Source organism: Methylobacterium sp. XJLW, from assembly GCF_003254375.1.
Taxonomy (GTDB): Bacteria; Pseudomonadota; Alphaproteobacteria; order Rhizobiales; family Beijerinckiaceae; genus Methylobacterium; species Methylobacterium fujisawaense.
The window spans coordinates 6,078,814-6,093,707 of record NZ_CP016429.1; the positions used below are offsets into that span (position 1 = coordinate 6,078,814).

Genomic DNA, 14,894 nt, shown 5'->3' on the forward strand with positions numbered 1-14,894 from the left:
GGGTCAGGCGCGCTCGATGCGCGGGTCGAGGGCGGTCTGCATCACGTCCACCAGCAGGTTGAGGGCCACGAAGAACATCGCCAGCACGAGGATCGAGCCCTGCAGCAGGGGCAGGTCCCGCTGGAAGATCGCGGCGTTGAGGAGGAAGCCGGTGCCCGGCCACGCGAACACGGTCTCGACCAGGATCGAGCCGCCCAGCAGGTAGCCGAGCTGCAGGCCCATGATGGCCAGCGCCGTCGGGGCGGCGTTGCGCACGACATGCCGGAACACGCCGCGCTCATCCATGCCCTTGGCGCGCAGGGCCTCGACGAAGTCCTGGGACAGGATGTCGGCTACCAGCGCCCGGACGGTGCGGGCGATGATCCCCATCGGGATCACCGACATCGTGATCGCCGGCAGGATCAGGTAACGCAGGTGCTCGAAGTCGGGCCGCCAGTTGCCGGAGCCGTCGGGCCCGGCGCCGGTGGGCGGAAGCCAGCCGAGATTGGCCGAGAACACGATCACTAGGACCATGCCGAGCCAGTAATGCGGCACGCTCACGCCGAAGACCGAGACGGCGGAGGCGGCCCGGTCGGCCAGCGAGTTGCGGTGGTAGCCCGCCACGAAGCCGAACAGGGTGCCGAAGGTGAACCCGATCACGGTCGCCACCGAGGCGAGGATCAGCGAGTTCACCACGGCGCGGCTAACCTCGCCGAGCACCGGCCGGCCCGTGGCGATGGAGGTGCCGAGATCGCCGTGCAGCACGTGCCACAGCCAGATCAGGTACTGGACCGGCAGGGGCTTATCGAACCCGTAGGCGGCCCGCATCTCGTCGATGGTCGCCTGGGTGGCGTCGGCGGGCAGGACCGCGCTCAGGGGATCGCCCGGCGCGAGATGGACGAGGAGGAAGCAGACGACGCTGACCCCGAACGCCACGGGCGTCACGTAGACCAGCCGTTTGAGGATGTAGAGCAGCATTATTCGCCTTTTGGCCCACCGATATTTTGTCGCCGTCCGGTCGCCCCCGCCGTGGAGAGCCTTCGAAGATCACGCTTCGGTCCTTGCGAGGCGCGACAATCCCCCCTCTCCCGTGCGGGAGAGGGTTGGGGTGAGGGATCAGGTCCATCCAGAGAGGTCGCACCCCGCACCCTGTCCCTCTCCCGCATAGGAGAGGGAACCCGCCCCTCCAGAAAACCCGCTCCGTGCCTCCGATAGCTCGCAGGCACGACGGCGGCGCTACCGCCCCGCCGTCGCCATCGTAATCTTCGAGAAGTCCTGGAACCAGTTCTGCGCCTGGACGAAGCCCTTGACCTTGGGGCTCATCGCCCGCGGATTGACGTCGTGCGTGATCATGATGAACAGCGCGTCGTCGACATACTTCTCGTGGATCTTTTCCAAGACCTTGGTCTGCTCGGTCTTGTCGAAGGTGTTGCGGACCTGATCGAACAGCTTGTCCATCGCAGGGTCGCAATAATAGCCCCAGTTCGTGCCGTTCGGCGGGGCGAAGTTGCACTGCAGATGGCGGATGAAGCCGGTGAACGGATCCTGGATGAAGTACGAGTAGTTGATCGCCGAGACGCCGCGGGAGATGTCGGCCTTGGCGCCGGCCCGCCAGATGTTGATGAGCGTGTTCCACTCGACCACCTCGTAATCGACCTGGATGCCCACGTCGGCGAGGTTCTGCTGGACGAATTCGTTCATCGGCAGCGGCTGCATCTGGCCCGAGCCCGAGGCCGAGATCGCCACCTTCAGCTTCAGCGGCTTCGCGGGGCTGTAGCCGGCTTCGGCGAGCAGCTTCTTGGCGGCGTCGGGGTCATATTTCACATCGAAGGTCGGATGGCCGAACCATTGATGGCCGGGCGGCATGAAGCCCTTGGCGGGGATCGCGAGGCCGCCGAGCAGTTCCTTCAGACCGTCGCGATCGATGGCGAGATTCGCCGCCTTGCGCACGCGGATGTCGTTCCAGGGCGAGCCCTCGACGCGCGAGAGGTGCCACGTCCAGTTATGCGGGTAGGCGTTGGTGACGACGGTGAAGCCGGCGCTCTTCAGCGACGCCACCGAGTCCGGAGCGGGCGCCTCGATCCAGTCCACCTGACCGGAGCGGAGCGCTGCGGTCCGGGCATTGGCCTCCGGCAGCGGGATCAGCACGAGCTTGTCGAGCTTCGGGACGCGGTTCGCGTCCCAGTATTCCTTGAACGGCACCATCTCGGCGCGCTCGCGCGGGGCGAACAGGGTCAGCTTCCACGGGCCGGTGCCCGAGGGCTGCTTGGCGAAGGCGTCCCAGGACTTGCCGAGCTTCTCCCACTGGGCGGGCGAGGACATCATGATCCAGGCGATCTGGTAGGGCAGCGTCGCGTCGGGGGCCTTGGTGGTGATCTCGACGGTCAGCGGGTCGACCACCCGGTAGCTCGCCACCGCTGGGATGCGGGTCTTGCCCTGGGCGGATTGGCGCGGGTCGTATTGCGGCGCGTCGGCCTTCAGGAGCTTGTCGAGGTTCCAAACCACCGCGTCGGCGGTGAAGTCCGAGCCGTCGTGGAATTTCACGCCCGGCCGGAGCTTGAAGGTCCACTTGGTCTTGTCGGTGGCGTCGACGCCCCAGCTGGTGGCGAGGCCCGGCACGAGGTCGGAGGCCAGTTCGGCGCTCGACAGGTCCCAATTGATCAGGCCGTCATAGACCGTGTAGCCCATGAACCGCATGCCCTCGCCGCCATTGTCGGTCTGGCCGGTGGTCAGCGGGATGTCGGAGGCGGTCATGCCGATCCGCAGCGTCCCCTGCGCGAGGGCAGCGGTGCTCGCGGAGAGCACCAGGGCGCCGGCCAGCGCCGCACGGGCGCCGAGTTTTCTCAGACGGGACAGCATCTTGCGTCGGGTGCTCACGTTGGCCCGAGCCTGAGGGCCCGGGATACGCTCGACCTTATGCAAGCCTGCGGCCAGACGGATCGTCCTGCATGCAGGGAGCGTGTCGTGGCTATTGCGCGTCGATCAGGCTTACATGGGCGGCGACCACCCGCCAGCCTTCGGGGAAGCGCGCCCAGGTCTGGCTCTGGCGGCCGATCTTGCCCGGCGCGCTGGCGCGGGCGAACAGCGTCATCGCGGTGGCGAAGTCGCGCCCGTAGGTGGTGATCTGCGTCTGCGCCAGGGTGCGCTCCAGGCCCACCGGCGATCGGGCCCGGCGGAAGGCGCGGATCGCGTCCATGCCGTAGAGATTCTCGCCGATGCCGTAGCGGATGGTCAGCGGATCGTCCCGGAACAGGGCCTCGAGGGTCGGGACGTCGTTGGTCGTCAGTGCCGTCTCGTAGGCCCGGAACGCGGCCTCGACCTCGGCTTTCACGGCGGGATCGTCGATGATCATCAGGCAAGCTCCGCGATCGGCGACGTGCTGACGCCGGTTCGTTCGAGGTGACGCGCCACGCGCAGGACGAGATCCTCGCGCCAGGGCGCGGCGATCACCTGGACCCCCAGGGGCAATCCCGCGTCGAGCCGGATCGGTGCCGCCACCACCGGCAGGCCGATGAACGAGATCGGCTGCGTGAACACGCCGATATTGGCGCGCACCGGCAGCGTGACGCCGTCGAGGACGAAGTGCGTCTGTCCGCCCTTCGGCGCCCGGCAGGGCGTGGCCGGGGCCAGGATCACGTCGACGGTCTCGAACAGCTCCAGCACCCGCGCCCGGTACCAGCGGCGGAACCGCTGCGCCCGCTCCACATGGGGGGCCGGGATCATGGCCCCGGCGATCAACCGGTCCCGCACCGCCGGATCGAAATCCTGCGGGCGCGTCCGCAGCCGGTCGAGGTGCAGCGTCGCGCCCTCCGCGGCGGTGATCAGGTAGGCGGCCGCGCGGGCGCGGTGCGCTTCCGGCAACTCGACCGTGCCGCGCGCACCCAGGACCTCGGCGGCGCGCGCAACCGCCGCGAAGGCGTCCGGGTCGCCGCCGCGCGCGAAATGGCCGCCGGCCACCGCGATGCGCAGGCCATCGATCCCCGCATCGAGATGCGGAAGGACCGGCTCCGCCGGCCGGAGCGTCGCCACCGGATCGTCCGGATCGGGGCCCTGCATCACGTCATAGGCGAGCGCGAGGTCGGTCACGCTCCGGGCCAGGGGCCCGAGATGATCGAGGCTCCCCACGAAGGGGAAGCTGCCCGCGCGGGTCAGCCGGCCGTAGGTCGGCTTGAGGCCGAAGCAGCCGCAGAAGGCGGCGGGGACGCGGATCGATCCGTTGGTGTCCGAGCCCAGCGTCAGGGGCACCATGCCGGCGGCGAGGGCCGCGCCTGAGCCGCCGGACGAGCCGCCGGTCATGTGATCGAGGGCGTGCGGATTGTGGGCGTCGCCGTCGTGGACGTTCTCGCCTGTGAAGTCGTAGGCGTATTCGCCCATGTTGAGGGCGCCCACGAGGATGGCTCCCGCCGCCTCCAGGCGCCGCAACAGGGCACCGTCCCTCTCGGCCGGAGGCCGCTCGCGATTGATCTTCGATCCGGCGCGGGTGGGCAGGCCCGCGATGTCGATCAGGTTCTTCACCGCGAACGGCACGCCGGTCAGCGGTCCCGGCTTCGCTCCGCCGCTCAGCGCGGCATCCTGGGCGTCGGCTCTGGCCAGGGCGCGGGCAGCCACCACGTCGGTGAAGGCGCCGACCCGGCCGTCCAGCCGCTCGATCCGGTCGAGAGCCGCCGTGACGACCTGCCGTGCGGTGGTGTGGCCGTCGGTGATGGCCGCGGCGACCGCGACGGCCGTCGAAAGCTCGTATGCGCTCACGCTTCGAACCTCGGCGCCGCATCGATCTCGTCGGCGAGGGGGAACGCCTCCACCAACGCGGCCGCTGCGGCCAGGACACGGAGATTGGCCGTGATCGGCCCCATCCAGGCGGGATCGAGCGGGAGGCCGAGCAGCGCTGCCGTGACGGCGGCATAGCTCTCGGGATCGAAGGGCGGGCAGGTCTCGGGCATCGCTGCTTTCGGTGTGATGTCGATTCAGGCAGGTCTCGCGGGGGAAGCAGGCCTTGTGCCGCGCAGGCCGCGACAGATCTGCCGATCGGCATCCGATTGTGCCTAAATGTTGAGCATATCGACGAACGCGACGCGGCATCCGGGGGCGGCGCGGTCAGTTGCCCGCGCTTTGGGCGCCGCGTCGTAAGCAGGACCGGGATTCGGGCGCGCCCGGTCTCCGGTCGAGGTGGCTTCGGTGGCCGTTGCACGTGGCCGGTTAGCCAAGACCTCCTATAGACTGCCGATTTTGCAGGTCTGCTTTGCGATCGAAGAATGCTCCGCCCGGAAGCAAGACCGCGCAGGTATAGCCTGAGACGGCGTCGCCTTGGCCCGGCTGTCCATGTGTCGGTGGATTGCGAACGTTCAATCCTTGTTCTCAGCGCGCACGCGACCTACCTACATCATCCACAGTCAGACCTGCAGGATGACGGGAGCCACACGCGGGCGTGCCGACCTTGCGGCCCGGCCCTCGGCTTGAGGTTTTTCCGCATCGCCGGACGAAACTCTTACAGAGACGGCGTGGATTGTCGCTTTGTCGCCCGCCTGCGCAGGTTCCGACGATTGCATCGTGTGGGGAGCTCTGGTTAAGGGCTCTGCGATCTTCGAAACAATGGTTCGACCCGAGCGTTCAGACGCACGCCGAGCGTTCGGGTCGGACCATCGGTACAGCCGATGGATCGGTGCGGTTCCGGGGCGCGGGGACGGCGTTGGAACCGGCAGACTCCGTACGTGCCCGGCCCCGCCGGATGTCCCCGCGACACGCGAGACGTACCCAACTGAGAAAGGTCAGATGAGCGCATTCGACTACAGGAATTTCGACGACCGTCGTCAGAACTCCCAGAACGCCAAGGCCGCCTTGCTGGCCAAGTTCAAGGCCCGTCCGCCGGCCGATGATCCGGAGGTGATCGCCAAGGCGAAGGCCCGCGCGGAGATCGCCAAGGCCCGCGAGGAGCGTTCCCGCGAGCGCGAGGCGGCCCGGATCGCCGCCGAGCGGCAGGCCGCCGAAGAGAAGCGTCAGCGGGAGGAGGCGGAACTCGCCGCCCAGCTCGCCCGCGAGGCCGCCGAGTTGGCCGCGGCGCAGGAGCGCAAGTCGGCCGAACTGGCTGCCAAGAAGGCCCAGCGCGATGCGCGCTACGCGGCCCGCAAGGCAAAGGTCAAGACCAAGCGCTGAACGCGCACCGACGGCTCCTTCACGCCACGGAAACCGAAGACGTCCGCCCGCCAGGCGGGCGTCTTCGCGTTTTGGGTCATGCCCGCTCGGCAACCGCTGCGTGTGCCCGCGCGTTGGGGCCGGTCGAACCCGCGACGTCCTCGCTCGGCGGGCGCAGCCGAGGTCGCGATGCAATCCTGGACGAGACTGGCCCTCATCGTCGGCGCTCTGCCGATCCTCCTCGCCGCCGAACAGGCCCACGCGCAGGATTCGGAGACGGTGACCGCCTGCGAGACGCTGATCTCCGCACGCCGGATCGATGCTGCCGCGGGTGCCGAGCGTCAAGCGCTTGGGGAGACCGGTTGCCGCCGCATCCCGCGCAGCGCCATCGGCGCCGTCGAGCAACGGGCCTTGATCGGCGGGGCGCCTTACGAGTGCATGAGTGTTGCCGATGCGGGGCGGTGTCTCTGGGTTGTCCCGTAAGCCGGGCACGCCCTCGTTTTTCGGTCAGGCCAGCACTCTGACGAAGCTTCACGGCTCAGCAAGACGCGCTATTTCTCACGTCTTGAGCGTGTGAGCCCTGAACATCAGTATGCCGCGTATCCTCGAAAGCACCCGCGTGTCGATGTTCGCCGCGGTCTGGATCGCATCGGCGCTGAGCTGTGGAACGGCCCGCGCAGAGCCTCCGATTCGGAGCCCCGAGGATGCGGCATGCCGCCTTGAGGCCCGCGCCAAGGTGTTCTCCACGCCGAACCCTCAGGGTTTGGAACTCGAGGAGATCGGGCGGCGAATCTATTTCGCCTGCATGAAGCGCGTCGCACAGGTGACCGCGCCGGCGGCCCGGCGCGGTGGTCGGCGGCATCGCAGCCGACGCCGCTGAGCGGCGGCGGCGCTGTCAGGCGTCGAGCGGCGCGCCGATCCGCGCGCGGAGGCGGAGGCGCAGGGCCTCGTTGCCACCCTCGGCATCGAGCGCGGCCATCAGGCGCAGCAAGTGGCTGAGCGGGGTCGAACGACACGCAACGGCGTCGGCGATCTGCTCCGGCAGGGACTTGGCGGCCGGAACGTAGCGCGGTGCCGGGCCGGCCTGATGAGTCTGGGGCATGCGAGGCGCTCGTCCTTCGAAAGAGTCCAGATTGGCGGGCGGGTCGCTACGCCTTTCGATCGACGGACACCAGCCCCTTTCGCGCGATTACGTAGCCGGCATCAGTCTCCGTCACCGTGGGGCAACAGCGCGGCGGTAAAGTGTGGACGACTCGGGCTGAGAGTCCGAATCGGCTTGCCCGATCGCGATTTCAGGTGCCGGCCAGCGGCGAGGACGCGAACCCGGCGAGCAGGTCCTGGGAATCTCGATAGATCGCCACGCAGCCCGCAGCGGTCAGATCCGCTTCCGGGAAGCCGCCGCAGAGCAGGCCGATCGTGGGCAGTCCCGCCTTTGCAGCGGCCTCGGCATCGTAGGGCGTGTCCCCGACGACGTGCGCCGCGTCCGGCGCCACGCCGTCGAGCTTCCGCAAGGCGGCCTGGAAGATGTCAGGATGCGGCTTCGAGCGGTCGGCATCGTCCGCACTGGTGGCGACGTCCACGAGATCGCCGATCCCGAGGATCTCGGTGTAGCGATCCACCTCGGTACGCTTACCGGACGAGGCCAGGGCGATGGTCAGGCCGGCCTCGTGGATGCGCTCGAACAGCGGGCGGACACCGGGGAAGGGCCGCACATCCGGCAGGTAGCGCCGCTTGAACAGGTCCGAGCGGTACGCCTCGATCGCTTCGCCCTCGCGCCTGATCCGCTCTTGCGACAGGAAGACGGGCATCAACTCGTCGCCGCCCTTGCCGATCTGTCGCCGCACTTCCGCCGGGTCGGTCGTCACCCCGAAATGCGCGAAGGCCTCCACCCAGGCCCGGGCATGCAGATCGACGCTGTCGAGCAGCGTTCCGTCGATGTCGAAAATCGCCGCGCGCATCGCGAGCCCCCTCGCGGTGCCCGGCGCCCGCGTTCGGCCGGACAACCGGGCCGGGGCCAGCCTGTTCCGCGAGGCCGGATTCGCGGAGCCGGATGCTTGCACGACGGAAGCCCGCCTCCCCTCGGGAAGCGGGCTCCTGAAACGTCATCGGCGCGGCGGCGCCGGCCCGTCAGTGCATCGAGGCTGCGGTCCGGGCAGGCTTCGCCTTGGCGGCGAGGCCGGCGGTCACCGCCGCCTTGGACGCGCGAACGGTCTTCGGGGCCACCGGCTTCGCGGCGGCCTTCACGGCCGCGGGCTTGGCAGCGGTCGGCTTGGCGGCGGTCGGCTTAGCGGAGGCCGACTTCGTGGTCGCAGGCTTGGCGGCCGCGGGCTTGGCTGAAGCGGTCTTCGCAGCGGCGGCCTTGGTGGCCTTCGGAGCTTCGACCGTCTTGGAGGCGACGCCGGCCGCCAGCATCGCGTTGGCGCGCAGCTCGGCTTCGGCGCGGATCCAGTGGGCGGCCGCATGGCCGTGAATCCGGCCCTCGTTCTCCCAGATGTAGTAGGCGCATTCGCGCACCTGGTGCTCGCTGATCAGCATGCAGTCGATCTCCTGTCCGTCCCGGGATCGACGATGGGAGAGTCAGGTTAAGCGTCGGTTAACCCTGCCCGCCGGGGCCGGGAGCCGGACGCGGCCCCTCTCCGAGCGAACGTGCCCGCGGCCTATTCGGCGATCCCGAGCACCCGCCGCGCCTCGGTCAGGAGTACCGCGTGGCGAGCCGCACCGGGTCCCTGATCCGGCGCCTCGCGTCCGGCCCGGGCGATCATCTCCTGGAACCGGCGCCGGTCGAGGGCGCGCTGGCCGATGCTCGCGAGGACGGCCGACAGCACGGTCCGGACCGCCTCGGTGCGCTCGTCGGCCATCGCCACGGCTTCGGCCGACGCGGTGTTCTCCCGCGCCGCGTCCTGCTCGGTGGCCGCCTTCGTGCGCGCCTCCGCGTCTTCGAGCGCGGCCGCCAGGCGCCGCCCGTCCTGCCAGGCCTGGTCGTGCTGATGGGTGCGCAACGCCAGCAGCACCTTGAGCGACGCCGCCTCCGTCCGCGCGGCTTCCAGCTTGATCTGTGTCTCGCGCAGATCCTTCAGCAATTCCTGCGCGAGGGTCTGGTCCGCGGTCACGTCCACTGCCGGCTCCTCTGGCATCCCGATTCCGCCCGTCCTGTCGCGCCGCTGCAGGAATGTCCACTCTCGTCGATGGGCGCGGACGCCACGACCGGTTGAGAAAATCCGCTTGCCGGTCCACATGGAAGGCGGTGCCTCGCGGCGCCTGTCCCGGCCGGCCTTGAACCGGCGCAGCGGAGTGATCCCACCATGTTCATCCAGACCGAAGCCACGCCGAACCCGGCCACCCTGAAGTTCCTGCCCGGCCGTGTCGTCCTTCCGGAATCGACCTTCGAGGCGCGGGATCCCGAGGCCGCCGCCCGGTCGCCCCTGGCTGCGGCGCTGTTCACCGTCCCGGGTGTGGCGGGCGTCTATTTCGGGCACGACTTCATCTCCGTGACCAAGGCCGAGGACGGCTCGGAGTGGGCGCAGGTGAAGCCGGCGGTGCTCGGTGCGATCATGGAGCACTTCCAGTCCGGCGTGCCCGTGATGGCCGAGGGCAGCCACGGCGAGATCGAGCCCAGCGACGAGTTCTACGACGAGGCCGACCACGACACCGTCGTGACCATCAAGGACCTGCTCGAGACCCGGGTGCGCCCGGCGGTGGCGGGCGACGGCGGCGACATCACCTTCCGCGGCTACAAGGAGGGCGTGGTCTACCTGGAAATGAAGGGCGCCTGCTCGGGCTGTCCGTCCTCCACGGCGACCCTGCGGCACGGCGTGCAGAACCTGTTCCGGCACTTCCTGCCGGAGATCCGCGAAGTCCAGGCGATCTGACGATCCGTTTCCGCGGTATAGCTCGAGGATCCTGCCGGCCGGCATCGCCCTCGAGCTTTCCCAAGGCCGTCGACGCCGCGTTTCAAGCGGGTGACGCGCGTCGTCGCCGGCGCCAGAGGGCGTGATCCGTGCCGCGGCCGCGCGCCGAGCGAAGGCGTCCGACCTTGGTGCGGCCTTGGGGCCTCCCAGTGTGCAGGCCGAGCGGCGCAAGCCGGCAACACTCGACCGCCGAAGAGCCGGCTCGGTCTCCCCCGCCGCTGACGAAGCGGCGGTTTTGCTCTAACGCTTGAGACTCTTCGCGTCCGTCGTGACGCAGGAGGAAGCGGCCGGTTCGGACCGTCCTGTGGGAGTGAGCGTGCGTATCCTGGCCATCGACACAGCGCTGGACACCTGCGCCGCCTGCGTCATGGCGGAGGAGTCCGAGGCGCCCCTCGCCGCCGAGGCGCTGCCGATGGCGCGCGGCCACGCGGAATCCCTGCTGCCGCTGATCGAGCGGGTAATCGCCCGGGTCGAGGGCGGATTTGAGGCGATCGACCGCGTCGCCGTGACGGTCGGGCCGGGCAGCTACACCGGGCTGCGGGTCGGCCTGTCGGCGGCCCGGGCCATCGGACTCGCCACCGGAAAGCCGGTCGTCGGCGTCGGCACCCTCTCGGCTCTCCTCGCTCCCCTCCTGGCGGAGACCGTCGAGGGCACGATCGCGGCGGTGATCGATGCCCGCCACGGCGCCGTCTACGTCCAGGCCCTCGGTCCCGGCGACGGCCTCGCCCCCGCGCACCTCGCCGTCGAGGCAGCGGCCGAGCAGCTGGGTTCCGGCCCGGTGGTGCTCACGGGCTCCGGTGCGCCGATGCTGGCCACGGCGCTCGCCGAACGCGGCGTCGCGGCGCGCGTCGCCAACGTCTCCGGCCCGGATATCGCGTCGGTGGCCTCCCTCGGTCTCGTCGCAGACCCGGCGCAGGCGCTGGCACGGCCTCTCTACCTGCGCGGGCCGGATGCCCGGCCGCAGGATCATGCGCGGATCGCACGGCGATGACCCGCCCGCTGCCTTTCTGGCCCTTCGACTGGTGGTTCGCGTGGTGGGACGCGCTGACCCCGGAGCCTTACGTCGCCCCGCTCCGCGACGCGGCGCAGGCCCCTGCCCTCGCCCGGCTCCACGCGACCGCCTTCGCGCGGCCCTGGGAGGCCCACGAATTCGAGCGCATGCTCTGCGAGCGTTCGACCCAGGCGCACGCCCTGTGGCGTGCGGGCACGCTCCACGGCTTCGTGCTCTCGCGCCGGGCGGCCGACGAGGCGGAGATCCTGACGGTGGTCCTGTCCCCGGCGCTGCGCGGCGGCGGCCACAGCCGCAAGCTGCTCCGCGAGCACCTGTCGAGCCTCGCCCTCGCCGGGGTTGCCCGGGTGCATCTGGAGGTCGACGAGGGCAACGCCCCCGCCCTGCGGCTCTACGCGCGCCACGGCTTCCGACAGGTGGGCTCGCGCACCGGCTACTATCTCAAGGCCGACGGCAGCCGTGCGACTGCGCTGACGATGAGCGCCGATCTGTGACGCCGTGAGCCGCCTCGGTATCGCTTGGCGCGTCGCGGCTCTCGGCCTCGCCTTCGCGGTGCTGGGGCCTCCGCACTGGATCGCCCTGCGGCTGCTGCGTCGCCGCGCGGCCCTGGCGCCGGTCCTGTTCCACCGTGCTTTCCTGCGCCTGTTCGGGGTGCGGGTCATGCAGAGCGGAACACCCCCTGCCCCCGGCGAGGCGGCCCTGGTGCTCGCCAATCACGTCTCGTGGCTGGATATCATCGCGGTGGGGTCGCTGCGGCCGCTCTCCTTCGTGGCGAAGTCCGAGATCGCCGGCTGGCCGCTGATCGGCGCCCTCGCGGGGCTGCAGCGGACGATCTACATCGACCGGCAGCGGCGCGGGGCAACCGCCACCGTCAGCACCGCCATGGGCCATCGGCTGGCCGAAGGGGAGCTCGTCGTTCTGTTCGCGGAGGGGACCACCGGCGACGGAACCCGGCTCCTGCCGTTCCGCTCCTCCCTGGTCGGCGCAGCCCGGGCGGCATTGCAAGCCGAGGCCGGGCGCGGCCGGGTGCGCCTCCAGCCGCTGGCCATCACCTATCCCCGTCGCAACGGCCTGCCGGTGACGCGGGCCGAGCGCGCTGAGATCGCCTGGTACGGGGACATGGAGTTGGCCCCCCACCTCGCCGCCTTCGTGCAGGGCGGCCCCATCGACGTGCACGTCGTCTGGGGGGCGCCGATCGTCTTCGAGGCGACAACCGACCGGAAGGCCGCCACGGCCGCCGCGGAGGCCGAGGTGCGCGCGGCCCTGCGGGGCATCGGCGCGGGCGGCGACGGGGTCGCGCCCGCGCCGAATGTCCGGCCAGCGGCCAGCGATCTCGGCCTTCAGGGTCAGGAGATTGCGACGGTCTGAGCGGAGCCGTTCGACCGCGGGCTCGGCAGGTGGTCCCCGGCGCCGCGGTCCCGGACAGCGCGGTTCGAGACGCGCGACGGATCTGCCGATCCCGGCCGGTCTCCGCCGCGCGTCTGCCGTGCTCTACCGCTTCGGTGCGTCACTCCGGCTCATCGCACCCTTGTCCATGGCATCGGTTTTTCCCATGGGAGCCGACTTTTCCATGGCTCCCTTATGCATGGAGTCCTTGGCCATGCTGTCCTTGGCCATGCTGTCCTTGGCCATGCTGTCCTTGGCCATGCTGTCCTTGGCCATGCTGTCCTTGGCCATGCTGTCCTTGGCCATGCTGTCCTTGGCCATGCTGTCCTTGGCCATGGAATTCTTGCTCATCGCATCCTTGTTCATGGTCTCCGCTACGGCCGGAGCCGCGGCCAGCGCGGCGGCGAAGAAGGCGGCGGAGAGCTGTAATCCGTTGCGCATGTCGAAACCTCGCGAACTGTGCTGATCATGCAGCACATCCGGACGTTCGGCCGTCTTCGGCCCGCGGTTACGGGGCTGCAGAAAACGTTCGTCGGGCGAGTGTGTTAGCGCCCGAACAGGCCCGTTCCGGCGTCGGACCCGCGCCGACGTCAGGCGGGATGCGAGATCTTGGGGCCTCAGATCTCCGAAGCTCCAGAGGCACGACCCCGGAATACATGATGCAACGCATTGAGCGGGTCGAACCCGTCTGCTAGCTAGGCCGCAACCCGGAACAGTCGGGATTTGTGGAGGACGCCCGTTGCAAACCTGGAATCAGGTTTACGATCCGTTCGGGAGCGCTTGGCTCTCGACGCTCGCCGCTTCAGTGCCGGTCATCGCACTGCTCGCCATGATCGCCAGCGGGCGCGTGAAGGCCCATATTGCGGCCGTCATTGCCCTCGGCCTCGCCATGCTGGTGGCCATCGTCGGCTTCGGCATGCCGACCGATCTCGCCAGCCGGGCGGCCATCCTCGGGATGGTCACGGGCTTCTTCCCGATCGGCTGGATCATCCTCAACGTCATCTTCCTCTACCGGCTGACGGTGGAGAAGGGCTGGTTCGCGATTCTGCAGCAATCGGTGGCCGGCATCACGGCCGACCGGCGCCTGCAGCTCTTGCTGGTGGCCTTCGCGTTCGGCGCCTTCTTCGAGGGCGCGGGCGGCTTCGGCACCCCGGTCGCCGTCACCGGCGCGATCCTGATCGGCCTCGGCTTCTCGCCGCTCGCCGCTTCGGGCCTGTCGCTCATCGCCAACACCGCGCCGGTGGCCTTCGGGGCGCTCGGCGCGCCGATCCAGGGACTCGCCTCGGTGACCGGCTACCCGCCGGAGATCCTCGGCGCGATGATCGGCCGGCAGCTGCCGCTGTTCTCGCTGATCGTGCCGTTCTGGCTGATCTGGGTGTTCGCGGGCTTCCGCGGCATGATCCGGGTATGGCCGCCGATCCTGGTCTGCGGCGCCTCCTTCGCGGTCGCGCAGTTCCTGATCTCGAACTACGTCAATCCCTGGATCGTCGATATCGGCGCCTCGATCGCCTCGATGCTGGCCCTGGTCCTGTTCCTGAAGGTCTGGCAGCCCCGCGAGATCTGGACGTCGCCGGCGCTGCGCGGGCACGATCCGTCGCTCGCCGTGGCCGGTCCGCGCCCGGTGGCGCTCGGCGCCGGCGTGCCCGGCACGCCCCCGGTCCATATCGGCGCACGCACGGCGTCCCAGGGCGAAATCCTCTGGGCTTGGGTGCCGTGGGTCATCCTGTCCGTGGTCGTCGCCATCTGGGGAACCGGCTGGTTCAAGGGCATCGTCAACCCGATCTTCACCTGGAAGTACGAGGTGCCGGGCCTGCACAACGTGATCATGAAGGTGCCCCCGGTGGTGGCCAAGCCGGTGCCCGAGGGTGCGGTCTTCCTGTTCACCTACATGTCCTACACCGGTACGGGCGTGCTGATCGCCGCGATCATCTCCGGCCTGATCATGCGGTTCTCGCCGGTGCGCCTCGTGACGGCGTATTTCGAGACCATCTGGGCCTTGCGGTACTCGCTGATCACGATCTCGGCGATGCTCGCGCTCGGCGTCCTCACCCGCTACGCGGGCGTCGATGCGACCCTCGGCCTCGCCTTCGCCGGAACCGGCATCCTCTACCCGTTCTTCGGGACGCTCCTCGGCTGGCTCGGCGTGGCGCTCACCGGGTCGGACACGGCCTCGAACGTGCTGTTCGGCGGCCTCCAGAGGATCACGGCCGAGCAGCTCGGCCTGTCCGGCGTGCTGATGGCGGCGGCGAACTCGTCCGGCGGCGTCATGGGCAAGATGATCGACGCCCAGTCGATCGTCGTCGCCTCCACGGCCACGGGCTATTTCGGCCAGGAAGGCAAGATCCTGCGCTTCGTGTTCTGGCACTCGATCGCGCTCGCCTGCCTGGTCGGCCTGTTCGTGATGCTGCAGGCCTACGTGCCCTTCTTCCAGCAGATGGTCATTGACCTGCCCGCCGCCGCGCCGGCGGCCCACTGAGGCCGGC

At 69.6% G+C, this 14,894-nt stretch carries 18 protein-coding genes; 8 read left to right on the forward strand and 10 right to left on the reverse strand.

Annotated elements, in window-relative coordinates:
* Positions 1–3: 3 nt before the first annotated feature.
* From A3862_RS28185 to A3862_RS28205, 5 genes are all read right to left on the reverse strand, one after another.
* Positions 4–957, reverse strand: a complete 954-nt coding sequence (locus A3862_RS28185) for an ABC transporter permease (protein WP_043383901.1) — start codon at positions 955–957, stop codon at positions 4–6.
* 258 nt (positions 958–1,215) lie between these two features.
* Positions 1,216–2,838 (reverse strand): ABC transporter substrate-binding protein, encoded by a 1,623-nt coding sequence (locus A3862_RS28190; RefSeq protein WP_043755753.1) that lies wholly within the window; start codon positions 2,836–2,838, stop codon positions 1,216–1,218.
* 109 nt (positions 2,839–2,947) lie between these two features.
* Positions 2,948–3,331, reverse strand: coding sequence for an oxalurate catabolism protein HpxZ (hpxZ, locus tag A3862_RS28195; RefSeq protein WP_043351400.1), 384 nt, complete (start codon positions 3,329–3,331; stop codon positions 2,948–2,950).
* Complete coding sequence (locus A3862_RS28200; RefSeq protein WP_043755752.1) at positions 3,331–4,728, reverse strand: AtzE family amidohydrolase; 1,398 nt, start codon at positions 4,726–4,728, stop codon at positions 3,331–3,333. Before A3862_RS28200 ends, hpxZ begins: the two co-directional genes overlap by 1 nt.
* Positions 4,725–4,919 carry an AtzG-like protein gene (locus A3862_RS28205; RefSeq protein WP_043755751.1) on the reverse strand — a complete coding sequence of 65 codons (195 nt, stop codon included), beginning with the start codon at positions 4,917–4,919 and terminating at the stop codon, positions 4,725–4,727. Before A3862_RS28205 ends, A3862_RS28200 begins: the two co-directional genes overlap by 4 nt.
* 829 nt (positions 4,920–5,748) lie before the next feature.
* On the opposite strand from A3862_RS28205, the gene A3862_RS28210 reads away from it, so the two are divergent.
* The 3 genes from A3862_RS28210 to A3862_RS28220 all read left to right on the forward strand — a co-directional run bounded on the left by A3862_RS28210 (position 5,749) and on the right by A3862_RS28220 (position 6,988).
* Entirely contained in the window at positions 5,749–6,129 is a 381-nt protein-coding gene (locus tag A3862_RS28210) for a DUF6481 family protein (protein ID WP_043351405.1), read from the forward strand.
* 168 nt (positions 6,130–6,297) lie between these two features.
* Positions 6,298–6,591, forward strand: coding sequence for a hypothetical protein (locus A3862_RS28215; RefSeq protein ID WP_043351407.1), 294 nt, complete (start codon positions 6,298–6,300; stop codon positions 6,589–6,591).
* Positions 6,592–6,700: 109 nt separating this feature from the next.
* A complete protein-coding gene (locus tag A3862_RS28220) occupies positions 6,701–6,988 on the forward strand; it encodes a hypothetical protein (RefSeq protein ID WP_043383910.1) in 288 nt (95 codons plus the stop codon).
* A 15-nt stretch (positions 6,989–7,003) separates the two neighbouring features.
* Here the strand turns inward: A3862_RS28220 and A3862_RS28225 are convergent, their stop codons facing one another.
* From A3862_RS28225 to A3862_RS28240, 4 genes are all read right to left on the reverse strand, one after another.
* The gene (locus tag A3862_RS28225; protein WP_043351410.1) at positions 7,004–7,210 is read right to left on the reverse strand and encodes a hypothetical protein; all 207 of its coding nucleotides are present in this window, start codon (positions 7,208–7,210) and stop codon (positions 7,004–7,006) included.
* A 190-nt stretch (positions 7,211–7,400) separates the two neighbouring features.
* The gene (locus A3862_RS28230; RefSeq protein WP_043755750.1) at positions 7,401–8,066 is read right to left on the reverse strand and encodes an HAD family hydrolase; all 666 of its coding nucleotides are present in this window, start codon (positions 8,064–8,066) and stop codon (positions 7,401–7,403) included.
* 169 nt (positions 8,067–8,235) lie between these two features.
* Positions 8,236–8,643, reverse strand: a complete 408-nt coding sequence (locus A3862_RS28235) for a DUF2934 domain-containing protein (RefSeq protein ID WP_043755748.1) — start codon at positions 8,641–8,643, stop codon at positions 8,236–8,238.
* Between the two features lie 122 nt (positions 8,644–8,765).
* Positions 8,766–9,224: an atp-dependent helicase gene (locus tag A3862_RS28240; protein WP_335633064.1), complete on the reverse strand. Its 459-nt coding sequence runs from the start codon at positions 9,222–9,224 to the stop codon at positions 8,766–8,768.
* 186 nt (positions 9,225–9,410) lie between these two features.
* On the opposite strand from A3862_RS28240, the gene A3862_RS28245 reads away from it, so the two are divergent.
* The 4 genes from A3862_RS28245 (at position 9,411) to A3862_RS28260 (ending at position 12,393) form a co-directional block, all read left to right on the forward strand.
* Positions 9,411–9,977 (forward strand): NifU family protein, encoded by a 567-nt coding sequence (locus A3862_RS28245; protein WP_043345741.1) that lies wholly within the window; start codon positions 9,411–9,413, stop codon positions 9,975–9,977.
* 355 nt (positions 9,978–10,332) lie between these two features.
* On the forward strand, positions 10,333–11,007 hold the full coding sequence (gene tsaB, locus A3862_RS28250; protein WP_043760775.1) for a tRNA (adenosine(37)-N6)-threonylcarbamoyltransferase complex dimerization subunit type 1 TsaB: 675 nt from the start codon (positions 10,333–10,335) through the stop codon (positions 11,005–11,007).
* On the forward strand, positions 11,004–11,519 hold the full coding sequence (locus tag A3862_RS28255) for a GNAT family N-acetyltransferase (protein WP_043345740.1): 516 nt from the start codon (positions 11,004–11,006) through the stop codon (positions 11,517–11,519). Before tsaB ends, A3862_RS28255 begins: the two co-directional genes overlap by 4 nt.
* Before the next feature lie 4 nt (positions 11,520–11,523).
* Entirely contained in the window at positions 11,524–12,393 is an 870-nt protein-coding gene (locus A3862_RS28260) for a lysophospholipid acyltransferase family protein (RefSeq protein WP_043755745.1), read from the forward strand.
* 123 nt (positions 12,394–12,516) lie between these two features.
* On the opposite strand, the gene A3862_RS28265 is transcribed toward A3862_RS28260, so the two are convergent.
* Positions 12,517–12,852 (reverse strand): pentapeptide MXKDX repeat protein, encoded by a 336-nt coding sequence (locus A3862_RS28265; protein WP_111474214.1) that lies wholly within the window; start codon positions 12,850–12,852, stop codon positions 12,517–12,519.
* Between the two features lie 298 nt (positions 12,853–13,150).
* Here A3862_RS28265 and A3862_RS28270 point away from each other — a divergent pair, with 298 nt between their 5' ends.
* The gene (locus tag A3862_RS28270; protein ID WP_043383926.1) at positions 13,151–14,887 is read left to right on the forward strand and encodes an L-lactate permease; all 1,737 of its coding nucleotides are present in this window, start codon (positions 13,151–13,153) and stop codon (positions 14,885–14,887) included.
* Positions 14,888–14,894: the final 7 nt, after the last annotated feature.

Bases quoted from the DNA above. Each gene is read 5' to 3' on its own strand.
- hpxZ (WP_043351400.1), bottom strand. From the start codon at position 3,331: ATGATCATCGACGATCCCGCCGTGAAAGCCGAGGTCGAGGCCGCGTTC.
- A3862_RS28185 (WP_043383901.1), bottom strand. From the start codon at position 957: ATGCTGCTCTACATCCTCAAACGGCTGGTCTACGTGACGCCCGTGGCG.
- A3862_RS28255 (WP_043345740.1), top strand. From the start codon at position 11,004: ATGACCCGCCCGCTGCCTTTCTGGCCCTTCGACTGGTGGTTCGCGTGG.
- A3862_RS28205 (WP_043755751.1), bottom strand. From the start codon at position 4,919: ATGCCCGAGACCTGCCCGCCCTTCGATCCCGAGAGCTATGCCGCCGTC.
- A3862_RS28215 (WP_043351407.1), top strand. From the start codon at position 6,298: ATGCAATCCTGGACGAGACTGGCCCTCATCGTCGGCGCTCTGCCGATC.
- A3862_RS28265 (WP_111474214.1), bottom strand. From the start codon at position 12,852: ATGCGCAACGGATTACAGCTCTCCGCCGCCTTCTTCGCCGCCGCGCTG.
- A3862_RS28210 (WP_043351405.1), top strand. From the start codon at position 5,749: ATGAGCGCATTCGACTACAGGAATTTCGACGACCGTCGTCAGAACTCC.
- A3862_RS28245 (WP_043345741.1), top strand. From the start codon at position 9,411: ATGTTCATCCAGACCGAAGCCACGCCGAACCCGGCCACCCTGAAGTTC.
- A3862_RS28190 (WP_043755753.1), bottom strand. From the start codon at position 2,838: ATGCTGTCCCGTCTGAGAAAACTCGGCGCCCGTGCGGCGCTGGCCGGC.
- A3862_RS28235 (WP_043755748.1), bottom strand. From the start codon at position 8,643: ATGCTGATCAGCGAGCACCAGGTGCGCGAATGCGCCTACTACATCTGG.
- A3862_RS28220 (WP_043383910.1), top strand. From the start codon at position 6,701: ATGCCGCGTATCCTCGAAAGCACCCGCGTGTCGATGTTCGCCGCGGTC.
- A3862_RS28225 (WP_043351410.1), bottom strand. From the start codon at position 7,210: ATGCCCCAGACTCATCAGGCCGGCCCGGCACCGCGCTACGTTCCGGCC.
- A3862_RS28230 (WP_043755750.1), bottom strand. From the start codon at position 8,066: ATGCGCGCGGCGATTTTCGACATCGACGGAACGCTGCTCGACAGCGTC.